The 21,225-nt window shown below is 71.9% G+C and carries 23 protein-coding genes; 9 read left to right on the forward strand and 14 right to left on the reverse strand.

Features of this window, described 5'->3' with window-relative positions:
• Positions 1–36: 36 nt before the first annotated feature.
• The 6 genes from H0S67_RS13900 to H0S67_RS13925 all read right to left on the reverse strand — a co-directional run bounded on the left by H0S67_RS13900 (position 37) and on the right by H0S67_RS13925 (position 8,316).
• On the reverse strand, positions 37–747 hold the full coding sequence (locus H0S67_RS13900; protein ID WP_180933531.1) for a phosphatase PAP2 family protein: 711 nt from the start codon (positions 745–747) through the stop codon (positions 37–39).
• A gap of 69 nt (positions 748–816) precedes the next feature.
• Entirely contained in the window at positions 817–1,542 is a 726-nt protein-coding gene (locus H0S67_RS13905; protein ID WP_180933532.1) for a sulfite exporter TauE/SafE family protein, read from the reverse strand.
• Positions 1,543–1,619: 77 nt separating this feature from the next.
• The gene (locus tag H0S67_RS13910) at positions 1,620–4,424 is read right to left on the reverse strand and encodes an aconitate hydratase (protein ID WP_180933533.1); all 2,805 of its coding nucleotides are present in this window, start codon (positions 4,422–4,424) and stop codon (positions 1,620–1,622) included.
• Positions 4,425–4,592: 168 nt separating this feature from the next.
• A complete protein-coding gene (locus H0S67_RS13915) occupies positions 4,593–5,117 on the reverse strand; it encodes a hypothetical protein (protein ID WP_180933534.1) in 525 nt (174 codons plus the stop codon).
• Entirely contained in the window at positions 5,114–6,274 is a 1,161-nt protein-coding gene (locus H0S67_RS13920) for a class I SAM-dependent RNA methyltransferase (RefSeq protein WP_180933535.1), read from the reverse strand. The genes H0S67_RS13915 and H0S67_RS13920 overlap by 4 nt, the downstream gene beginning before the upstream one ends.
• A complete protein-coding gene (locus H0S67_RS13925) occupies positions 6,271–8,316 on the reverse strand; it encodes an APC family permease (protein WP_180933536.1) in 2,046 nt (681 codons plus the stop codon). Before H0S67_RS13925 ends, H0S67_RS13920 begins: the two co-directional genes overlap by 4 nt.
• Before the next feature lie 98 nt (positions 8,317–8,414).
• On the opposite strand from H0S67_RS13925, the gene H0S67_RS13930 reads away from it, so the two are divergent.
• Positions 8,415–9,062, forward strand: coding sequence for a potassium channel family protein (locus H0S67_RS13930; RefSeq protein ID WP_425489937.1), 648 nt, complete (start codon positions 8,415–8,417; stop codon positions 9,060–9,062).
• Positions 9,063–9,066: 4 nt separating this feature from the next.
• On the forward strand, positions 9,067–9,738 hold the full coding sequence (locus tag H0S67_RS13935) for a potassium channel family protein (RefSeq protein WP_180933538.1): 672 nt from the start codon (positions 9,067–9,069) through the stop codon (positions 9,736–9,738).
• Between the two features lie 7 nt (positions 9,739–9,745).
• On the opposite strand, the gene H0S67_RS13940 is transcribed toward H0S67_RS13935, so the two are convergent.
• From H0S67_RS13940 to dut, 4 genes are read right to left on the reverse strand one after another with little or no spacing between them, the layout of a single operon-like run.
• Positions 9,746–10,483 (reverse strand): DUF3159 domain-containing protein, encoded by a 738-nt coding sequence (locus H0S67_RS13940; RefSeq protein ID WP_246354738.1) that lies wholly within the window; start codon positions 10,481–10,483, stop codon positions 9,746–9,748.
• Positions 10,480–10,842: an OB-fold nucleic acid binding domain-containing protein gene (locus H0S67_RS13945; protein WP_180933539.1), complete on the reverse strand. Its 363-nt coding sequence runs from the start codon at positions 10,840–10,842 to the stop codon at positions 10,480–10,482. Before H0S67_RS13945 ends, H0S67_RS13940 begins: the two co-directional genes overlap by 4 nt.
• Before the next feature lie 9 nt (positions 10,843–10,851).
• Positions 10,852–11,490 carry a DUF3710 domain-containing protein gene (locus H0S67_RS13950; protein WP_180933540.1) on the reverse strand — a complete coding sequence of 213 codons (639 nt, stop codon included), beginning with the start codon at positions 11,488–11,490 and terminating at the stop codon, positions 10,852–10,854.
• Between the two features lie 24 nt (positions 11,491–11,514).
• Positions 11,515–11,970 carry a dUTP diphosphatase gene (gene dut, locus H0S67_RS13955; protein WP_180936931.1) on the reverse strand — a complete coding sequence of 152 codons (456 nt, stop codon included), beginning with the start codon at positions 11,968–11,970 and terminating at the stop codon, positions 11,515–11,517.
• Between the two features lie 104 nt (positions 11,971–12,074).
• Between dut and H0S67_RS13960 the strand changes: the two genes are divergently transcribed.
• Positions 12,075–12,524 carry a DUF3093 domain-containing protein gene (locus tag H0S67_RS13960; RefSeq protein WP_246354739.1) on the forward strand — a complete coding sequence of 150 codons (450 nt, stop codon included), beginning with the start codon at positions 12,075–12,077 and terminating at the stop codon, positions 12,522–12,524.
• 41 nt (positions 12,525–12,565) lie between these two features.
• Positions 12,566–12,883 carry a DUF4235 domain-containing protein gene (locus H0S67_RS13965; RefSeq protein WP_180933542.1) on the forward strand — a complete coding sequence of 106 codons (318 nt, stop codon included), beginning with the start codon at positions 12,566–12,568 and terminating at the stop codon, positions 12,881–12,883.
• A gap of 117 nt (positions 12,884–13,000) precedes the next feature.
• Here H0S67_RS13965 and H0S67_RS13970 read toward each other — a convergent pair whose 3' ends face one another.
• The 3 genes from H0S67_RS13970 to H0S67_RS13980 form a co-directional block, all read right to left on the reverse strand.
• Entirely contained in the window at positions 13,001–13,291 is a 291-nt protein-coding gene (locus H0S67_RS13970) for a DUF4193 domain-containing protein (RefSeq protein ID WP_180933543.1), read from the reverse strand.
• A gap of 150 nt (positions 13,292–13,441) precedes the next feature.
• Positions 13,442–14,284 carry an inositol monophosphatase family protein gene (locus H0S67_RS13975; protein WP_180933544.1) on the reverse strand — a complete coding sequence of 281 codons (843 nt, stop codon included), beginning with the start codon at positions 14,282–14,284 and terminating at the stop codon, positions 13,442–13,444.
• Complete coding sequence (locus tag H0S67_RS13980; RefSeq protein ID WP_180933545.1) at positions 14,281–15,396, reverse strand: ferrochelatase; 1,116 nt, start codon at positions 15,394–15,396, stop codon at positions 14,281–14,283. Before H0S67_RS13980 ends, H0S67_RS13975 begins: the two co-directional genes overlap by 4 nt.
• A gap of 64 nt (positions 15,397–15,460) precedes the next feature.
• Here H0S67_RS13980 and H0S67_RS13985 point away from each other — a divergent pair, with 64 nt between their 5' ends.
• The 5 genes from H0S67_RS13985 (at position 15,461) to H0S67_RS14005 (ending at position 20,523) form a co-directional block, all read left to right on the forward strand.
• Positions 15,461–16,636, forward strand: coding sequence for an MFS transporter (locus H0S67_RS13985; protein WP_180933546.1), 1,176 nt, complete (start codon positions 15,461–15,463; stop codon positions 16,634–16,636).
• Positions 16,637–16,938: 302 nt separating this feature from the next.
• Entirely contained in the window at positions 16,939–17,385 is a 447-nt protein-coding gene (locus H0S67_RS13990; RefSeq protein ID WP_180933547.1) for a hypothetical protein, read from the forward strand.
• Between the two features lie 54 nt (positions 17,386–17,439).
• Complete coding sequence (locus H0S67_RS13995; RefSeq protein ID WP_219635274.1) at positions 17,440–18,744, forward strand: D-arabinono-1,4-lactone oxidase; 1,305 nt, start codon at positions 17,440–17,442, stop codon at positions 18,742–18,744.
• Between the two features lie 95 nt (positions 18,745–18,839).
• A complete protein-coding gene (locus H0S67_RS14000; protein ID WP_180933549.1) occupies positions 18,840–19,403 on the forward strand; it encodes a SigE family RNA polymerase sigma factor in 564 nt (187 codons plus the stop codon).
• 4 nt (positions 19,404–19,407) lie between these two features.
• Positions 19,408–20,523: a hypothetical protein gene (locus H0S67_RS14005; protein ID WP_180937065.1), complete on the forward strand. Its 1,116-nt coding sequence runs from the start codon at positions 19,408–19,410 to the stop codon at positions 20,521–20,523.
• A gap of 21 nt (positions 20,524–20,544) precedes the next feature.
• On the opposite strand, the gene H0S67_RS14010 is transcribed toward H0S67_RS14005, so the two are convergent.
• Positions 20,545–21,192, reverse strand: a complete 648-nt coding sequence (locus H0S67_RS14010) for a trimeric intracellular cation channel family protein (RefSeq protein ID WP_180933550.1) — start codon at positions 21,190–21,192, stop codon at positions 20,545–20,547.
• Positions 21,193–21,225 lie beyond the last annotated feature (33 nt).

Consider the following 21,225-nt stretch of genomic DNA (forward strand, 5'->3'; position numbering starts at 1 on the left):
AGCCACCCCGTTGGAGGGGTGGCGGGCGTCAGGTTCTCACGAGTCCGAGGAGGATGCGTGCGCCTTCGGGTCGGAGAACAGCACCATCCGGGCGACCAGCAGCATCCACGCAGAGGCGTAGACGACGCTGGTGAGGACGTCGGTCAGGTGGTGAGCGCCCTGGTAGAGCCGGGAGAGGAGCACGAAGAGCGGGACCAGCCCGACGACGGCGACCCACTTCACGGCGGCGCGGGCGTAGACCGCGGTGAGCACCAGGATCCCGCCGTACGCGACGATCGCGGTCGCGGTGTGCCCCGACGGGAAGCTGTGGTCGGCTACCAGGCCGGGGTCGAGGATCTTCACCGGCGGGCGCTGCCGGGTGTCGACGTGGGTGGCGACGAAGTAGAAGCCGCCGATGCCTGCCTCGACGAGAGCCAGGAAGATGATCGGGCGCCACGACCGCTTCCAGATCGCGAAGGCCAGCGCGGCGACGACCGCCACGCCCACACCGACGACGGTCTCCCCCAGCAGGGTGCCGATGTCGGCGGGCTCGTTGAGCACGCCGGTCCGCTGGTCGGCGAACCAGCGGGAGATGTCGTTGTCCCAGGGGTTGACCGCACCCTTGAGCGCGTGGGTGATCAGCCAGCCGAAGCCGACGACCAGGCCGAGGATCACGACCCAGGCGACCACGAGGGTCACCGCGGAGGAGGCGGCGCTGCGCCGGGTGAGCCGGGACTCGCCGGCGTCGTGACGGGTGAGGGTCGACATGCGCTGAGTGTGCCCACCTTCGGGGCGCTCCATGCCTGACGGGCGCCGCGATCTGGGAGCCGGCAGCGGTCAGACCAGCGCCTGCACCAGCAGGGCGAGAGCCGAGGCCGCGCAGACGAGCAGCACGCCGACCCGGAAGCGGTCCCGTGGCACCCGGTCGCGGGCCGCCGAGCCGGCGAAGGCACCCAGCGCGACCAGGGGCGCGAGGAGGAGGCCGAGGTGCCAGGAGGCCTCGGTGAGGGAGCCCGACCAGGCCAGGCCGACCAGGCTGACCACCACGCCGAGGAAGAAGAAGACCGACAGCGTCGAGCGGACCACCTCGGGCTCACGGCGCTGGAACAGCAGCGCGATCGGCGGCCCGCCGATCGAGGTGGCCGTGCCGCTGACTCCCGCGACCACACCGGCGGCGGTCAGCGACGCCGGGTTCACCGGCACGTGCACGGTGCGCAGCGTGACGACGACCGCCACCAGCACCATGACCCCGATCGCCACCGCGATCGCCTGGTCGCTGAACGTCACCACCAGCCAGGCGCCGACGATCGTCCCCGGGACCCGCGCGGGCAGCGCCCACGCCAGCGCGCCCCAGTCGACGTGGCGACGCTCCCCCAGCAGCATCGACCCGGAGATCATCAGTGCGAGCCAGAGCGGGAGCGCGGGCACCAGCCCCGGCTCCACCATCGCCACCACCGGGGCGACGAGGAGGCCGAGGCCCAGGCCGACGACGGACTGCACGAACGCCCCGACGCAGGTCACCGCGCCGATCAGCGCCACGACGTCCCACGGGACCCCGTCCACGTCACTCCCCCTTCACGGGACCGGCCCGCCGCTCACGAGGAGCGACGGGCCGGCTCTCGCTGGTCACGAACGGCGGCTCAGGCCTTGCGGAGGCTCCGCAGGACGTACTGCATGATGCCGCCGTTGCGGTAGTAGTTCGCCTCACCCGGGGTGTCGATGCGGACCACCGCGTCGAACTCCTTGTCGCCCGCCTTGACCTTGACCGTCTTGGGAGTGCGGCCCTCGTTGAGCTCGGTGACGCCGGTGATGCTGAACGTCTCCTCACCGGTCAGGCCGAGCGACTCGGCGTTCTCGCCCTCGGGGTACTGCAGCGGCAGCACGCCCATGCCGATCAGGTTGGAGCGATGGATCCGCTCGTAGGACTCGGCGATGACGGCCTTGACGCCCAGCAGCGCGGTGCCCTTGGCCGCCCAGTCGCGCGACGAGCCGGAGCCGTACTCCTTGCCCGACAGCACCACCAGCGGGGTGCCCGCGGCGAGGTACTTCTCCGAGGCCTCGAACACGGTCGTGACGCTGCCGTCACCGGACAGGTCGCGGGTGAAGCCACCCTCGGTGCCCGGCGCCAGCTGGTTGCGCAGGCGGATGTTGGCGAAGGTGCCGCGGATCATCACCTCGTGGTTGCCACGGCGCGAGCCGTAGGAGTTGAAGTCGCGCTGCTCGACGCCGTGCTCGGCGAGGTACTTGCCCGCGGGCGAGTCCTTCTTGATCGCGCCGGCCGGGCTGATGTGGTCGGTGGTGACCGAGTCGCCGAGCTTGAGCAGCACCCGGGCGCCCTCGATGTCCTCGACCGGCGTGGGCTCGTCGGGCATGCCGTCGAAGTACGGGGGCTTGCGGACGTAGGTGGACTCGGCGTCCCACTCGAAGGTCTTGCCCTCGGGTGTGGGCAGCGACTGCCACTGCTCGTCACCGGCGAAGACGTCGGCGTAGTCGCTCGCGAACATGTCGGACGTGATCGCGCTGGCGATCACCTCCTCGACCTCCGACGGCGAGGGCCAGATGTCCTTCATGAAGACGTCGTTGCCGTCCTCGTCCTGGCCCAGCGGGTCGTTGAACAGGTCGACGTCCATGGAGCCGGCCAGCGCGTAGGCGACGACCAGCGGCGGGGACGCGAGGTAGTTCATCTTCACGTCGGGGTTGATCCGGCCCTCGAAGTTGCGGTTGCCCGACAGGACCGAGACGACCGCGAGGTCGTTGTCGTTGACGGCCTGGCTGACCTCGGGGATCAGCGGACCGGAGTTGCCGATGCAGGTGGTGCAGCCGTAGCCGACGAGGTTGAAGCCGAGCTTGTCGAGGTACGGCGTGAGGCCGGCCTTCTCGTAGTAGTCAGAGACGACCTTCGAGCCGGGCGCCAGGGTGGTCTTGACCCACGGCTTGCGCTGCAGGCCCTTCTCGACCGCCTTCTTGGCCAGCAGGGCCGCACCGATCATCACCGAGGGGTTCGAGGTGTTGGTGCACGACGTGATCGCCGCGATCGCGACGGCGCCGTGGTCGAGCTCGAACTTCGTGCCGTCGGACAGCTCCACCATCGCCGGGTTGCTCGGGCGGCCGCCGTCAGCCGGCGCCGAGGAGTGGAACTCCTTCGGCGGGGCCGAGCCGTTGCCCTCGTGGGAGGGCGCATCGGAGGCCGGGAAGGACTCGGCGACGGTCTCGTCGTACCCCTTCTCCTCGCCGGCCTCGTCGACGTAGTCGGTGAGGGCAGCGCGGAAGGACTCCTTGGCGTCGGAGAGCGAGACGCGGTCCTGCGGGCGCTTCGGGCCGGCCAGCGAGGGTACGACGGTGGCCAGGTCGAGCTCGAGCTTCTCGGAGAAGCGGGGCTCGGCCTCGGGGTCGTGCCAGAGGCCCTGCTCCTTGGCGTAGGCCTCGACGAGCTTCAGCTGCTCCTCGGAGCGACCGGTGAGCTCGAGGTACTTCACGGTCTCCTCGTCGATCGGGAAGACCGCGATCGTGGAGCCGAACTCGGGGCTCATGTTGCCGATGGTGGCGCGGTTGGCCAGCGGCAGGGCCGAGACACCGGGGCCATAGAACTCGACGAACTTGCCGACGACGCCGTGCTTGCGCAGCATCTCGGTGATCGTGAGCACCAGGTCGGTCGCGGTCGCGCCCTCGGGCAGGTCGCCGTTGAGCTTGAAGCCGACCACGCGCGGGATCAGCATGGAGACCGGCTGGCCGAGCATCGCGGCCTCGGCCTCGATGCCGCCGACGCCCCAGCCGACCACGCCGATGCCGTTGACCATCGTGGTGTGGGAGTCGGTGCCGACGCAGGTGTCGGGGTAGGCCAGCAGCTCGCCATCGACCTCGCGGGTGAAGACGGTGCGGGCCAGGTGCTCGATGTTGACCTGGTGCACGATGCCGGTGCCGGGCGGGACGACCTTGAAGTCGTCGAAGGCGCCTTGGCCCCAGCGCAGGAACTGGTAGCGCTCGCGGTTGCGCTCGTACTCGATCTCGACGTTGCGCCCGAAGGCCTCGGGGGTGCCGAAGACGTCGGCGATCACGGAGTGGTCGATGACCATCTCGGCCGGGGCGAGCGGGTTGATCTTGGACGGGTCGCCGCCGAGGTCGGCCATGGCCTCACGCATGGTCGCGAGGTCGACGACGCAGGGGACGCCGGTGAAGTCCTGCATGATCACGCGCGCCGGCGTGAACTGGATCTCCTTGTCCGGGTCGGCGGACGCGTCCCAGCCGGCCAGCGCCTTGATGTCGTCGGCGGTGATGTCGGCGCCGTCCTCGGTGCGCAGGAGGTTCTCCAGCAGGACCTTGAGCGAGAACGGGAGCGAGTCCACGTCCAAGCCCTCGCCGGTCACGGCGTCGAGCCGGAAGATCTCGTAGGACTTGCCGTCCACGTCCAGGGTGCTCTTGGCACCGAAGCTGTCCTGACTGGCCATCAGTCGTCTCCTCGTTGGGTGCTCGTCGTGGGTCCGGGCCCATCTTGCCGCCGGGTGCGTGAGCGGGGGAAGGCAGGGTTCCCCTGTACGGACGCGCCCGGCGATATGTCTTGACGTCAAGATACACGATGTCGAACCATCAGGGGAAGGCAGGTCCGAGGATCGGCCTCAGAGGCCGTGCTCGGCCAGGACCTCCAGCACCTCGGCACGGTCGGCCCCGGCCAGGGCTCCCCCGGTGAGCCGTTCGTCGGCGGTCACCTCGGCCACGGACTCCAAGCCGGCGTCGGCGGGCGAGAGATCAGGTGCGCCGTCGATCTCCGCCAGGACCAGCCCTGCTGCTGCACCGGCGAACACGTCGACCGCCACGACCTGACCTCCGACGCGCAGGCGGTGGCGGCGCTTGCGCAACTCGCGAGACGGCAGCCCGGCGAGCAGCTCCCACTCACCGTCATCGAGGTAGAAGTTCGTGCAGGCGACCTCCCGCGGGCCGTCACCGAGCCGCACCTTGTGACCCAGCTTGCGAACGACCGTGCCGTCGCCGGCCGTCACCTCGCGCAGCCGGAGCCGGCTGCCGAGGACGTAGCGGTCGACGATGTCGACGACGTCGTCGCACTCCGGCAGCGGAGCGGCGGGGTCCAGCAGCCAGCGGCGCTCCCGCTCCATGGTGGCGTACTTCAGCGACGGGCCGCTCACGCCTCCCGCTCCAGCAGCGCCACGCACTCGACGTGGTGCGTCATCGGGAAGAGGTCGAAGCCGCGCAGGGAGGTGAGCCGGTAGCCGTGCTCGGCGAAGTAGCCCACGTCGCGGGCCAGCGCGGCGGGGTCGCAGGCGACGTAGGCCACCGACCGTGGCGCGCGGTCGACGACCTGCTCGACGACCGCCCGGCGAGCGCCCTCGCGGGGCGGGTCGAGGACGACGAGGTCGAACGGCTCGTCGTACGACGCGGCCAGCACCCGGTCGACGGAGCCGCTCGCGACCACCGCGTGGCGGAGGTCCTGGAGGTTGGTGCGGGCGTGGTCGCAGGCGGTGCGGCTGCCCTCGACGGCGACCACCCGCCCCTGCTCCCCCACCCGCTCGGCGAGGAACGCGGCGAAGAGGCCGACCCCTGCGTAGAGGTCCAGCACCTTCTCACCAGGCTGCGGGGCCAGCAGGTCCAGCACCGTCTCGACCAGCACCCGCGGGGCCCCCGGGTGCACCTGCCAGAAGCCGTCGCCCGAGACCACGAACTCCCGGCCCAGCACGGTCTCGTGGACGAGGTCGTCCGACGGTTCGCGGGCGTCGCGGCGCGCGATCAGGCAGTCGTCGACCGGGATGACCTGGTGGGAGCGGTGCACCCGCATCCCCCGCCGGCCGTCCTCGGCCCCGCCATCGGTCCCACTGTCGGCCAGCGGGGCGTACGTGACCCGGGTGCGCCAGCGCAGCCCGTGCTCGTCGCCGGCGACGGGCTCCACCACCACCGGGACGTCGAGCTTCGCGAGCCGGGCCAGCTGCTCGCGGACGACCGCCGCCTTGAGCTCCCGCTGGCGGGGCAGCGCGACGTGCTGGAAGTCGCAGCCACCGCAGAGGCCGGGGCCGGCGTACGGGCAGGGTGCGGGGACCCGGTCCGGCGACGGCTCGAGGACCTCGACGGCGTCCCCGCGCCAGAAGCGGTCGCCGTCGGTCCCCTCGGTGATCTCGAGGACCACCCGCTCCCCCGGGATCGCGTGGCGGGTGAAGACCACCCGGGACTCCGGCTCGGGGAGCCGGACGATGCAGTGACCGCCGTGCGCGACCGGCCCGACGACGGCCTCGAAGCGCTGGCCGACCCGGGACGCCCCGCGGGCCTTGCGCTGGCGCGGGCCGCGGCTCACCGGTTGATCTGCCCGCGCTTGGTCCGGTCCCGCACCTGGCCACGGCGCAGGTCACCGGGGCGGACGCGGGCGAGCTCCCGCTCCTCGCGCTCCCGGGCGATCTGCGACGAGCGCAGCTGGTAGGGCACCGAGGTCACCATCACGCCCGGCGCGAAGAGCAGCCGGCCCTTGAGGCGCAACGCGGTCTGGTTGTGGAGCAGCTGCTCCCACCAGCGGCCGACGACGTACTCCGGGATGTAGACCGCCACCACCCCGCGCGGGTTGGCCTTCTTGATCTCCATCGCGTAGTCGACGATCGGCTTGACCAGCTCGCGGTAGGGCGAGTGCAGCACCTTGAGCGGGACGCCGAGGTTGCGCTCGTCCCACTCCTCCAGGAGCCGGGCGGTCGCCTCGGGGTCGGCGGCGACGTAGACGCCCTCGAGCACGTTGGGCCGGGTCGCCTTGGCGAAGGCCAGCGCCCGGAGGGTGGGCTTGTGAAGCTTGCCGACCAGGACGATGGCGTGGACGCGGGTTGGCATGACCTTGTCCTCCTCGTCGGCGGCGAGCTCGGCACTGACGTTGTCGTAGTGCCGCCGGATCCCGCGCATGATCACGAAGAAGATGATCATCGCCAGGATCGTGATCCAGGCGCCGGCGAGGAACTTGGTGAGCAGCACGATCACCAGGACGACCGCGGTGAAGCTGAGCCCGACGGTGTTGATCATCCGCGAGCGGTACATGTGCCGGCGCACGGCCGGGTCCTGCTCGGTCTTCAGGTGCCGCCCCCAGTGCCGGATCATGCCGAGCTGGCTGAGGTTGAAGGACACGAAGACGCCGACGATGTAGAGCTGGATCAGCTTGGTCGTCTCGGCGTTGAACGCCTGGATCAGGATGATCGCCATGATCGCGAGGAAGACGATGCCGTTGCTGTAGGCCAGGCGGTCACCGCGGGAGCCGAGTGCGCGCGGGGCGTAGCCGTCCTTGGCGAGGATCGACCCCAGCACCGGGAAGCCGTTGAAGGCGGTGTTCGCCGCCAGCACCAGGATGACCCCGGTCACGGTGATCACGGCGTAGAACGCCGGCGAGAAGTCGGCGAACACGGATCGGGCGATCTGGGCGATCACCGGGTTCTGGTCGTAGCCGGCGGGCAGCGGCTCCCCGTTGAGGGTCAGCCGGTCGAGCTGCCCGGGGTCGACGTACTTCAGGCCCATCTGGTCGGCGAGCGTGATGACGCTGAGCATCATCGTGATCGCGATCATGCCGAGCAGCAGCAGCGTGGTCGCGGCGTTCCGGCTCTTGGGCTTCTTGAAGGCCGGCACACCGTTGGAGATCGCCTCGACACCGGTGAGCGCCGCACAGCCGGAGGAGAAGGCCCGCGCCAGCAGGAAGAGCAGCGCCAGCGTCGTCATCGAGCTGCCGTAGCCGGGGGCGGGCTGGATGTGGAGGTCGGCGCTCTCGACGCTGGGCAGCCGGCCCAGCGCGAGCTCGACCATGCCCCACGCGCACATGCCGAGGATGGCGACCATGAAGGCGTAGGTCGGGAAGGCGAAGAAGGTGCCGGACTCCCGGATGCCGCGCAGGTTGATCGCCATCAGCAGGAGCACGAAGGCTGTCGCCACGTTCGCCTCGTGTCCCACGAGCGCGGGGATCGCGCCGGCGGCGTACTGCGCGCCGGAGGAGATCGACACCGCGACCGTGAGGACGTAGTCGACCAGCAGGGCGCTCGCCACGGTGATGCCCGCGGTGGCGCCGAGGTTGACCGTGGCGACCTCGTAGTCGCCGCCGCCGCTGGGGTAGGCGTGCACGGTCTGGCGGTAGGACATCACGACGGCGGCCATCACCAGCGCGACGGCGATGCCGATCTTCCACGACCAGACGTACGCCGACGCGCCCGCCAGCGACAGCATGATGAAGACCTCGTCCGGTGCGTAGGCCACCGACGACAGGGCGTCGCTGGCGAAGACCGGGAGCGCGATGCGCTTGGGCAGGAGCGTCTCTCCCAGCTGGGAGCTGCGCAGCTTGCGCCCCAGCAGGATCCGCTTGGAAACGTCGCCGACACCCACGAGCGGAAAGGCTAGACCCAACCGGCCTCGGAGCGTGCCTCGCCATCCGACGCGCGCCCGACTCTGCGTGTAGCGTCTCCCCCGTGCACGTCGTGATCATGGGCTGCGGCCGCGTCGGGTCGACCCTCGCCCGCAGTCTCGAGGACCGCAACCACACCGTCTCCGTCATCGACAGCGAGCCCGACGCCTTCCGGCGGCTCGGGCCAGGCTTCAACGGCGACAAGGTGACCGGCTACGGCTTCGACCAGGAGGTCCTGGAGAAGGCCGGCATCCGGCGCGCCGACGCGTTCGCGGCCGTCTCGAGCGGCGACAACTCCAACATCATCGCCGCCCGGGTGGCCCGCGAGACCTTCGGGATCCAGCAGGTCGTCGCCCGCATCTACGACCCGGGGCGTGCGGAGGTCTACCAGCGGCTCGGCATCACCACGGTGGCCACGGTCAAGTGGACCGCCGACCAGGTGCTGCGCCGGCTGCTGCCGGCCGGTGCCGAGCCGGACTTCCGCGACCCCTCGGGCACCATCCGGCTCGACCAGGTCCCGATCACCGAGAACTGGGTGGGTCACCGCACCGTCGACTTCCAGTCGCAGTCGCAGAGCCGGATCGCCTGGATCGACCGGCTCGGCGAGGGGATGCTGCCCACGAAGGACAGCGTCATCCAGGAGGGCGACCTCCTGCACCTGGTGATGCGCGAGGAGAACGCCGCGCACGCCTACTCGATCATCGACCGCGGTCCCGAGGAGTCCTGAACCCATGCGTGTCGCCATCGCCGGAGCCGGGGCCGTCGGCCGCTCCATCGCCCGCGAGCTGATCACCAACGGCCACGAGGTGCTGCTGATCGACAAGGAGCCCGGCTCGATCAAGCCCGAGCGCGTCCCCGACGCGGAGTGGCTGCTGGCCGACTGCTGCGAGATGTCCTCCCTGGAGGAGGCCCGCCTCGACCGCTGCGACGTGGTCATCGCCGCGACCGGCGACGACAAGGCCAACCTGGTCACCTCGCTGTTGGCCAAGACCGAGTTCGGGGTGCCGCGCACCGTCGGCCGGGTCAACCACCCCAACAACGAGTGGCTCTTCACCGAGGCCTGGGGCGTCGACGTCAACGTCTCGACCCCGCGGATCATGTCCGCGCTGGTCGAGGAGGCCGTCACGGTCGGCGACCTGGTCCGCCTGTTCACCTTCCGCCAGGGCAACGCCAACCTGGTCGAGATCACCCTGCCGGCCGACTCGCCGTACGTCGGCAAGCCGATGGGGCTGATCCCGTTCCCGGAGAACTGCGCGCTGGTGACGATCCTGCGCGACGGCCAGGTCTACGTGCCCGACCTCGAGCAGCCCGTCGAGTCGGGCGACGAGCTGCTGTTCGTCGTGTCGGCCGACGTGGAGGACAAGCTCGAGCACCTGCTCGCCCCCACCGGCCACCCGGGCTGAGCCGGGCTCAGGCCGCGACCGGGGTCCGGTTGCGCGACAGCAGCCAGACCATCCCGGCGAGCGCGAGCAGCTGCAGCGGCCAGCCCATGGCGATCTTGAGCACGCCCAGGGCCGCGACGGCGGTGTCGGCGTCCAGGGTCCCCGAGTGCCCGCCCAGCCACAGCGGCGCCTGCACGACCACGCGCAGCAGGCACGGCAGCACCAGCAGCCAGGTCAGCTGGGTGCAGAGCCGGACGACCTGGCGGTCCTTGTGCCAGGCGGTCGGGTCGCCGGTCACGCTGCCCACCATGAAGCCGACCAGCGGCCACCGGACCAGGCAGGTCAGCGACAGCACGGCCGTGTAAGCGGCGTTGTAGAGGATCCCCGGCAGGAAGTAGGCGAGCGCCTGGTCGTTGGCGTCGCCGCCGTTGCGTGCCGACAGCGTCACGAAGAACCACCCGATGCCGATGCCGACGAGGGCGTTGACCACGAACTGCACCGTCGAGCGCTGGACGAGGCGTACGACGAGCAGGGCGACCGCTGCGGTCACGCTGACAGCCAGCGCCAGCCTCAGCTCCTTGGTCGTCAGGAACATCAGCGTGAAGAGCAGGGTGGGCGCGGCCGCCTCGAGCATGCCGCGCCGGCCGCCGAGGGCCTTGCTCAGCTGCGCCCGGACCACGGCCTCGACCGTGTCGAGGGTGGCCGGGCGGACATGGCCCTCGCCGTGCTCGGGGGCCGGCTCGGGATCGGGATGCGGATCGGTCACGGGATGAGCTCGTATCGTGGGTTGTACATGATGCGCTGGCCGTCGTGCTGGCCGATGCGGCCCTGGATCTCCATCGAGCGGCCGGGCGAGATCCCGGCGATCCGGCGCCGGCCCAGCCAGACCACCGTGATGACGCCGGAACCGTCGAAGAGCTCCGCCTCGAGCGCGGGCACGCCGCCGCGCGGGCGCAGCGTCACGGTGCGCAGGGTGCCGCGCAGCCGGACCCGCTCCCGGTCCGGGGCGTCCTCGATCCGGAGCACACCGGAGTGCGCGTAGGTCTTCCGCAGGTCCCGGGCGTGCTGGTCCTCGGTGTTCGCCCACTTGCTGATGCTGCGTCGCAAGCGGCTCTTCTCAGGCATGTCTCGAGCCTAGGCGGTGGGCGGATCGAGCCGACGCGCGTTCTCGGGCAGCACGACCGGGAGCACGTCACCGACCGGCATCGCGCCCGTGCCGCGGCGCACCGCCACCCGGGTGATCGAGTCCTCCCACGCGCCGGCGTCGTCGACCTCGACGGCGGGCCGGCCGAGCAGGGTCGCGCGCAGCATCCAGCGCGGACCGTTGATGCCGATGATGCGGGAGGGCTGGGTCGCCGTGGTGCCGTCCTCGAGCTGCACGGTCAGCTGGCAGACCAGCTCGGGCCCGAACCGGCCCTCGCGCTCGCTGGCGACGCCACCGTGCTGCGCCATGTCGGCGGCGATCTGGGGACGGACCGTGCCCCAGAGGTCACCGCCGCGAGGGGCCGCAAACGCCCGGAGCTCCACCGCACCGTCCTCGCCGGCCAGGATCACGGCCTGCACCTCACCGGTGGACTCGTCCACCTGGAGCCGCAGCTCCCGGCCCTCCTCCGGCTCGATGAGCAGGGAGCCGAGGTCGAGGCGCTCCACGTCGTCCGCAGGGAGGTCGTCGACGTCGAAGGGACCCTCCACCGGGGCGGCGGGGTCGACCGCATCGTCGAGCAGCACCTCGTTGGCGGTGTCGGTCTCGGCGGACTTGCGACGGAACTTCACTGACACTCCTCGATCCGGGCTCGGTCAGGACCGACCGAAGCCTCCGGTAGAACCGTATCCCGCGGCGCCCCGCGCCGAGTCGGGGAGTTCCCCGACCTCCACGAACAGCGCCCGCTCCACCCGCTGGACGACGAGCTGGGCGATCCGGTCGCCGCGGCGCAGCTCGATCGGAGCCTGCGGGTCGTGGTTGATCAGCATCACCTTGATCTCGCCGCGGTAGCCCGCGTCGACGGTGCCCGGCGTGTTCACGATGGACAGCCCGTGGCGCGCGGCGAGCCCCGAGCGGGGGTGCACGAAAGCGACGTAGCCGACCGGCAGGGCGATCGCCACCCCCGTCGGCACCATCGCACGCTCCCCCGGCGCCAGGGTCACGTCGACCGTGGTCAGCAGGTCCGCCCCGGCGTCGCCGGGATGGGCGTACGACGGCAGCGGCAGTTCGGCGTCGAGCCGGACCACCTCGACGGACAGGTCGGCCGGCATGTCGGCCGCCCTGCCTGTCGCCAGGGTGACGGACACGTCATCGCGGGGTTCCACTCCGGGGGTCACGGCGGGTGACCCTACTCCGGCGTGAAAGTGTTCTCCCCGTGGAGTATCAGGAGCGGCTGGGCGTGCCGCTGCGCTGGTGGGTGCAGGGCACGATGCTGATCGCCAGCCTGTGGCTGGCGGTCGTCGTCGCGCTGCCCGCAGCCGTCGCCTGGGGCGTGTCCGGTGCGGCGCTGGCGCTGATGGCGCTCGGGCTGCTGTCCTACGGCTCCGCGCGGCTGAGCGTGCACGACGGGGTCTTCCGGGCCGGTCGCGCCCGGATCGAGGCCGAGCACCTCGGCGTCGCCACCGCGCTGGACCCGGAGGAGACGCGGCGTACGGCGGGTCGCGAGGCCGACGCCCGCGCCTACCTGCTGCTGCGCCCCTACCTCAAGCGGGCGGTACGGGTGCAGATCGCCGACCCGCGCGACCCCACGCCGTACTGGCTGGTCAGCACCCGGCACCCCGAGGAGCTCGCCCGGGCGCTGCACGCGCTCGCCGCCGCTGAATGAGCCGCCGAATGGGCAACCGCCGGTCTGGGTAAGGTCGGGGCATGGCATCTGGTTCGAAGGTCTGGTCGCTCTTCTCCCTCGCAGCGGCGCTCGGCGCCGCCGCCGTCGCGAAGAAGACTCTGAACACCTCCTGGAAGGCGGCCACGGGCAAGAACCCGCCGGCCAACCCCGCGGATCCCGACGTGGACCTGTGGGAGGCGATCGCGTGGGCGACCGTCAGCGGCACCGCGATCGGCATCGCCCGGATGCTCGCGACACGCAAGGCGGCCAACTACTACGCGCGCTCGACCGGGCACCTCCCGCCCGACCTGCAGAAGGACGACCAGGACGCCGACAAGGCACCCGCCGCCCAGAGCTGAGGTCCTGGCAGGTCGCTCAGGTACGCAGAAGGCCGCAACCCTCTCGGGTTGCGGCCTTCGCTCGTCTTGCGAGTCGCGGGGCGAGCGCCGAGTCGGCTTCTTGCGCCTTCGCTGCGCTCAGGCGCAGTCCTTGCAGATCATCTTCTTGCTGTCGGCGAGCTGCGAGCGGTGATGCACGAGGAAGCAGCTCATGCAGGTGAACTCGTCCTCCTGCTTGGGCTTCACCTCGACCGCGAGCTCCTCGTGCGACAGGTCGGCTCCGGGCAGCTCGAACGACTCCGCGGCCTCGGCCTCGTCCTCGTCGACCTTCCCGGAGTTCTTGTCGTGACGCCGCGCCTTGAGCTCTTCGATGCTCTCCTCGGACTGCTCGTCCTCGTTCTTGCGCGGTGCGTCGTAATCGGTGGCCATGCTCACTCCACTCCCCTGGGTCAACTACCCCACGCAGATGACCCAAACACGTTGTCTCTTCCCCGCCGTCGGCGCCAGATTGTGCACCATCCGCAACCGGACGCGCACACCGTCCCACGACGTGTCGCATGAACATCGGGTGACGGAGCCCTATTCCCCGATTTCTGGGGGCTTCCGGGCCGCATATCCCGCCTGCTGAACCGCATCGCGGAACTCGTCGAACCCGTGTGACGGTGCGCACACGAGCAGATCCCGGCCGCCGACTCCCCGGGTGAGCTCGGTGCGCGCCCCCGCCGCCCTCGCCACGAGTGCCCCGGCCGCGTGGTCCCAGAGGTTCACACCCTCCTCCACGTAGGCGTCGACCGACCCCTCGGCGACGTGGCAGAGGTCGAGCGCACAGGACCCCAGGCGCCGGATGTCACGGACCCGCGGCAGCAGCCGTACCAGGGCCCGGGCCTGCAGCTCCCGCAGCGACGCGTCATAGCTGAACCCGGTGGCGACCAGGCGCTGCGAGAGTGGCGCGGGGCCTCGCACGCCGATCGGACGTCCGTCGCGAGTGGCCTCCGCCGTCCCGTCCGGGGAGACGTGGGCGACGTACTCCACCCCGGTGGCGGCGTTGACGACCACACCGGCCACGACCTCGCCCCGCCACTCGGCCGCGATCGAGACGGCGTACTGCGGCAGCCCGTAGAGGAAGTTGACGGTGCCGTCGATGGGGTCGATCACCCAGCGCACCCCGGAGGTCCCGGCCTCCTCGCTCTCCTCCTCGCCGAGGAAGCCGTCGTCGGGCCGGCGCTCGCGCAGCAGCCGGCGGACCAGCTCCTCGGACGCGCGGTCGGCCTCGGTGACCACGTCCACCGAGCTGGACTTGGTGTCGGCGACGGTCACCTCGCGGGTCGCCCGGTCGCGGACCAGGGCAGCGGCGGCCCGGGCGGTCTCCAGGGCGAGGTCGGCGAGCTCCCGACCGTCGATCCGGCCGTCGGGCTCCCTCACCCCTCGGCCCCGCACAGGGCGGGACGGTCACCCCGGGGGTTGGGGCAGCAGCCGACCGGGCAGCGGTCCCACAGGGCGTCCAGGCTCCCGACCGCGGCCCGCTCCCGGTCGTCGCCGCGCTCGACGGCGGCCCGCTCGAGGAGCAGGTCGCGGACGGCGGCGACGAAGCGGGGGTCGACGCCTGCGGTTGCGGCCCGGCGCGCGGGCAGCCCGAGCTCCTCGGCGGTGGCCATCGCCTCGGTGTCGAGGTCGTAGATGACCTCCATGTGGTCCGAGACGAACCCCACGGGCACCATCACCACGCCGGGGACGCCGTGGGCGTGCAGGGAGCGCAGGTGGTCGTTGACGTCCGGCTCGAGCCACGGGACGTGCGGCGCGCCGGAGCGCGAGCAGAAGACCAGCTCGTGGGCGTGTCGACGGCCGGTCTCCTCCCGGACCCGGTCGACGACCTCCTGCGCGACGCTGCGGTGCTGGGTGACGTACGCGCCGCCGTCCGGGCCGCTGCCGTCGTTCATCGCGGTGGGGATCGAGTGCGTCACGAAGGCCAGGTGCGCGCCCTCCCGGGCCGCCACCGGCAGCTCGGCCAGCGCGGCGAGCGTGGCGTCCACGACGGCCTCCACGAAGCCCGGGTGGTTGAAGTAGTGGCGCAGCTTGTCCAGGACGGGCGCGTCCTCGACCTCAGCCACGGCGTCGGCGAGGTTCTCGCGGTACTGCCGGCACGAGGAGTACGACGAGTAGGCGCTGGTCATGAAGCAAGCGGCCCGGGTGATCCCGTCGGCGGCCATCTGCTCGAGGGTGTCGCGCAGGTAGGGGTCCCAGTTGCGGTTGCCCCAGTAGACGGGCAGGTCGATGCCCGCGCCGGACAGGTCCTCGCGGAGCCGGTCGAGGAACTCGCGGTTCTGGTCGTTGATCGGTGACCGGCCCCCGAAGAGGTAGTAGTGCTGGCCCACCTCCTCGAGGCGCTCGCGCGGGATGCCCCGGCCGCGGGTGACGTTCTCCAGGAAGGGCACGACGTCCTCGGGCTTCTCGGGACCGCCGAAGGACACCAGGAGCAGGGCGTCGTAGGGGCTCGTGTCGGCCTTGGTCTGGTCGGGCTGCGAGGGCGACGGCATGGAGACATCGTAGGGAGCGCCTGTAATTGGGACGGCGTCGTCCGGCGGTCCTACGCTCACCGCGATGCTCACGTCCTACCGTCGGGTGCTCTCCGAGCCCGGCACTCTCCGGTTCAGCGCCACCGGCCTGGTGGCGCGCCTGCCGATCTCGATGGTCGGCCTGGGCATCGTGCTGCTCGTCTCCGCGGCCACCGGGTCGTACGCCGTGGCGGGGGCCGTCTCGGCGGCGTACATGATCGCCAACGCCGGCCTGGCCATCCTCCAGGGCCGGCTGCTGGACACCCTCGGCCAGGGCCGGGTGCTCGCGGCCACGAGCATCGGCTTCGCGCTGGCGATGGTGCTGCTGGTCTGGACGGTCGAGGCCGGGTGGCCGGTCGCGACGTCGTACGCCTGCGCCGCGCTGGCCGGCGCTGTGCTGCCCCAGGTCGGCTCGGCCGTCCGCGCCCGCTGGTCGCACGTGCTGGACGCGGAGCGCGACGTGCAGACGGCGTACGCGATCGAGGCCGTCGCCGACGAGGCGGTCTTCATGCTCGGACCGATCATCGTGACGGTGCTGGCCACCGCCTGGGACCCGGTGGCCGGGATCGCGGTCGCGGTCCTCGCCTGCACGACCGGCACGCTGCTCCTCTGTGCCCAGCGCGCCACCGAGCCGCCCGCCCACCCGCACCACCGCGCCTCGGGTCGCCGCCTGAGGATGCCGTGGGCCACCGTCGCCCCGCTCGCCGTCGTGTCGGCCGCGCTCGGCACCCTGTTCGGCGCCGCCGAGGTGACCACGGTCGCCTTCGCCACCGAGCAGCACCACCAGGCCTGGGCGGGTGGCCTGCTCGCCCTGTGGGCGCTGGGCAGCATGCTCGCCGGGATCCTGACCGGCGCGATCACCTGGCGGCGCGGCCCGTCCGTGCGGGTCCGGTGGGGCGCCTTCGGCATGTTCTGCGCGATGGTGCCGCTGCACTTCGTGGGGTCGGTGCCGCTCATGGGGCTGGTCCTGCTGATCGGTGGCTTCGCCATCGCCCCGACCCTGATCGCCACCCTGTCCCTCACCGAGAGCACGGTTCCGCCCGGCCGCCTCACCGAGGGCATGGCCATCATGCAGACCGGCCTGGTCGCGGGCGTGGCACCCGGCGCCACCCTGGCCGGCCTGGTCATCGACGCCCACGGCGCCTCCGCGGCGTACCTCGTCTGCGCCGCCGCCGGTGCCGTCGCGGCCCTGGCCGCCCAGGCGCTGCCGCGCACCGACTGAGCCCGACCGGGGCGCGCCCGGACAGCGGTGAACTGGCCACCCCTTCCGCCGACCAAACCGTGGCTCACCCACCGCCCGGCCCGGCCGCCCCCGGACAGCGGTGAACTGGCCACCCCTTCGACCGACCAAACCGTGGCTGCCCCACCGCCGACCGGAGGTCCCCTACCCGAGGCTGGGGACGTGCCCGGCCGGCGCCACGCTGCACCGGGACTGCCCCCTTGGACAGGCCGTCCCGCCGGGTGTAGGACCGAGGGAAGCCCACATGGCCGGAAGGGAGGCCGCCATGTGTCCTGGACGTCCCCATGTCCGTCCCTGAGCACCGGCACGCCTCCGGGCGGGGTGGTGTCGACCCCCGGCTGTGGCTGGTGGCGGCGTTCGTCCTGGGCGTCGTGGTCACCGCGGCCGTGGCCGTCGCGCTGGACCGGGGATCCTCGGATCCGTCGACCCGGCCGTCGCGGGTGGCCGACCGCGGCGGCTCGAGCCCGACCGCGACGAAGGCGCCGTCCACGCGGAAGTCACCGTCGACCGCCGCGTCCTCCTCGCCGCCGGCGCAGGAGGTGCAGCACGCCCTGATGACGCAGCCGCTCGCCCAGCTCCAGCCCGGGGACCGCGTGGTCTACCAGATGGCCTCGTGCCACTTCCGGAGATGGATCGTGCGGATGGACGTGGCCCTGATCGCCTGCCCCGGCGAGGCGCCTTTCCAGGTCCGCACCGCCTACCTGGTGCCGGTCGAGCCGGGTGGTGACTGAACGCGCCGTCGCGAGGCGGGACTCCCGGGGCGCGGTGTGGCTAGGCTCGGCCGCGTGGAGCAGTGGCGGAACTGGTCGGGCCTGGAGTCGGCGACGCCCGTGCGCGTCGAGGAGCCCGGGAGCACGGCCGAGGTGGTCGACGCGATCGAGAAGGCCCGGGCCGACGGCAGCACCGTGAAGATGGTCGGCACCGGCCACAGCTTCACCGCCATCTCCGCGCCCGAGGGCACCATGCTCCGCCCCCAGCGGATGAGCGGGATCGTCGCCGTCGACCGGGACGCGATGACCGTCACGGCGCTGGCCGGCACGCCGCTCAAGGCGCTCAACGCCGACCTGGAGCGGCTGGGCCTGAGCCTGCACAACATGGGCGACATCGCCGAGCAGACCCTGGCCGGCGCCATCTCGACCGGCACGCACGGCACCGGAGGGGTCGCGGCCGGGCTCGCCGCCCAGGTCGCCGGCCTCGAGCTCGTCACCGGCACCGGCGAGGTGCTCCGTGCGACGCCGGAGGAGAACGCCGACGTGCTCGACGTCGCCCGGATCGGTCTCGGCGCCCTGGGCGTCCTGACCACCGTCACGTTCCGCGTGGAGCCGCTCTTCCTGCTCGAGGCGACCGAGCAGCCGATGTCGTGGGACGAGGCGCTGGGCTCCTTCGACCAGATGGTCGCGGAGAGCCACCACGTGGACATGTACTGGTTCCCCCACACCGACCGGATGCTCACCAAGCGCAACGTCCGCCTCGACGCGGACCTCTCCGAGGCCGAGCCGCTCCCCCGCTGGCGCTCCTGGCTCGACGACGACTTCCTCTCCAACACGTTCTTCGGCGCGCTCACCGCCGGCGCCAACCGGGTCCCCTCCGCGATCCCGCGGATGAACCAGCTCTCGGCGCGGGCCCTGTCGGCCCGGACCTACAGCGACGTGGCGCACCGGGTCTTCACGGCCCGCCGCGACGTGGTCTTCCGCGAGATGGAGTACGCCGTGCCGCGCGAAGCCGGCCTCTCCGCGCTCAGGGAGGCGCGCCGGGCGGTCGAGGGCTCGGACTGGCGGATCAGCTTCCCGGTCGAGATCCGGGTCGCCCCGGCCGACGACATCCCGCTCTCCACGGCCGGCGGCCGGGACTCGTTCTACCTGGCCTTCCACACCCACCGCGACGCCGACCACACGTCGTACTTCACCGGCATCGAGGCGATCATGCGTGCCCACGACGGCCGGCCGCACTGGGGCAAGGTCCACACCAGGACCGCCGCCGACCTGGCGCCCGCCTACCCCCGGTTCGGTGACTTCCTCGCAATGCGTGACCGGCTCGACCCGGACCGGGTCTTCGGCAACGCGCACCTGCGCCGCATCCTCGGCGACTGACCCGCAGTCGGCCCGCTCACCCACCGAACCTTTCCCGGGTCCCGTCGCGTCATGATGGGCAGACGGTTCAGAACCCGTCGACGAGAGGACCAGTGGTGGCTCGGGACAAGACCCAGACGAAGGCCCAGGGGAGGGCCCAGGAGAAAGCGGAGTTCGCGGAGTTCGTGACCGCGCGCTCGGCAGCGCTCCACCGGGCCGCCTACCTGATCGTCGGGGACCGGTCGCTGGCCCAGGACCTGGTGCAGGAGGCCCTGACCAAGACGTACGCCGCCTGGCCGCGGCTGCACGACAAGGGCAACGCCGAGGCCTACACGCGCAAGGCGATCACCACGACCGCGATCTCGTGGTTCCGCCGCAAGGGCTGGTCGCACGAGCGGAGCACCGCCGAACCCCCGGACCGCACGACGGCCGGGCACGACGACCAGGTCGCCCAGAGCACCTGGCTGTGGGAGTGCCTGATGGCCCTGCCGGTCCGGCAGCGCGCGGCGATCGTGCTCCGCTACTACGAGGACCTCACCGAGGCCCAGACGGCCGAGACCATGGGCTGCGCGGTCGGGACCGTCAAGAGCCAGGTCTCGGCAGGCCTCGACAAGCTCCGCCGGCAGCTCGGCGACGACGCCGACCTGCTCCCCCTCGACACGCTCACGACCGGACGGTGACCCGATGACCGAGAAGCTCAAGAACCTGCTCCACGACCGTGCCGCCGCCGTGGACTTCGCCGTCCCGGACGTGGACGCGCTCACCCGGGCCGGCGACCGCCGTCGTCGTCGCCGCAGCGCGGCCGTCGTCGCGGGCGGGGTGGCCGTGCTGGTGGCCGTGGGCGGCGCCGTCGTGCTGCCTCAGCTGCTGGACGGCGACGGCTCCCCGGAGCCGGCCGGCGCCCCGGCCCCGACCCCGGCGCTGACCTGGGCGTCCGGGCAGACGCTCTACGGGCCGGACCTGCCGGGCGGCAAGGTGGCCCTCCAGCACGACGTGCGCGCCTATGTCCGCACCAGCGCCGGGTTCGTGCTCGCTGACTCCGACGGCACGGTCTGGTCCCAGGTCGACGGCACCGAGACCCGGGTCGGCACCACCGACGCCAAGGCCCCGCACCTGGTGTCCGACACCCAGGGCACGCTGGCCGGCTGGCTCGACGCCAGCGGCGACAAGCCGGCGTACGTCGTGCTCGACCAGGCGACCGGCGACACCACCACCTACGACAACCAGCCGGCTGGGGCCAGCGACCCGTCGGGGCCGGGCAGCTCGCCGTACTTCTACGCCATCGACGGTCACACGGCCTACTGGCGCGACGCCCGGGGCGCGGTCGCCACCGACCTCGACACGCGACAGGCCACCGTCGTCGACTCCCCCGCCGGCAGCGACCTCGACATCACGGCAGCCAAGGGCGGCCTGATCGCGTTCAACGGCGAGAACGGCACCTCCATCGGCACCTCGCCCAACGACGCGGTCCACCTCAAGGGCTCCTTCGGTGGCCCGGGGACGTTCAGCCCCGACGGGCACTGGTTCACCGAGGACGCCGACGAGCCGAAGGTGTGGGACGACACGACCGGCGAGCGGGTCAAGCTGGACATGGAGTACAACTTCGCCTCCGGCTACGGCTGGCTCGACGACCACACGCTGCTCGTCCTCGGCCAGGACGGCTGGCAGGACAAGCTCGCGATCGTCCAGTGCCACGTCCCGGCGGGTGACTGCAGCCCGGCGCAGACCGGCTTGGGCTCCTTCCACCAGCTCGACCAGGAGGGCTTCGCGCTCCCCGTGGGCTCGCGCATGGGGCAGTGAACGAGCGGCGGTGAGCCTCGCTCAGACGCTGGCCGGCCCGGTCGGCATCGGCGCCTGCCAGTTGCGCCACATCGCGACCAGGCGCCACACGATGCAGACCCCGGCGCCGGTGAAGGCGACGACCACGACGGGCAGGTCCAGGCGCTCTCCAGCGACGGTGATGAACGCCCCGGCCAGGGCGGGGGTGGCGTACAGGTCCCCGCGGAAGACCGCGGGTACGCGCCCGGCCAGCACGTCGCGGGCCATCCCGCCCCCGATGCCGGTGACCATGCCCATCAGCGCCGCCGGGATCGGCCCGAGCCCGTACTCCATCGCCTTGAGGGTCCCGGTGACGCAGAACAGCCCCAGGCCGAAGGCGTCGAGCACGCTGACGGCGCGCTCGCGGCGACCGACGGCGGGATGGAACCAGAAGGTCAGCAGGCCGGCGGCCACCGGCACCATCAGGTAGCGCCAGTCCTCCAGGGCCGCAGGCGGGGTCGCCCCGATGAGCACGTCGCGCAGGAAGCCGCCGCCGAGCCCGGTGGTCCCGGCCAGGACCAGCACACCGAAGACGTCGAGGTCCTTGCGAACACCCACGAGGGCGCCGGTGACGGCGAACACGAAGATGCCCACCAGGTCCAGGACCACGAGGGTGGTGACAGGCTCGCTGGCCGGAAGCGTCGCAGACACGGTGGGAGGTTACCGGGGCACGCCGTCGCGGTG

It is taken from the genome of Nocardioides ungokensis (genome assembly GCF_013466985.1).
In the GTDB taxonomy this organism is placed as follows: domain Bacteria; phylum Actinomycetota; class Actinomycetes; order Propionibacteriales; family Nocardioidaceae; genus Nocardioides; species Nocardioides ungokensis.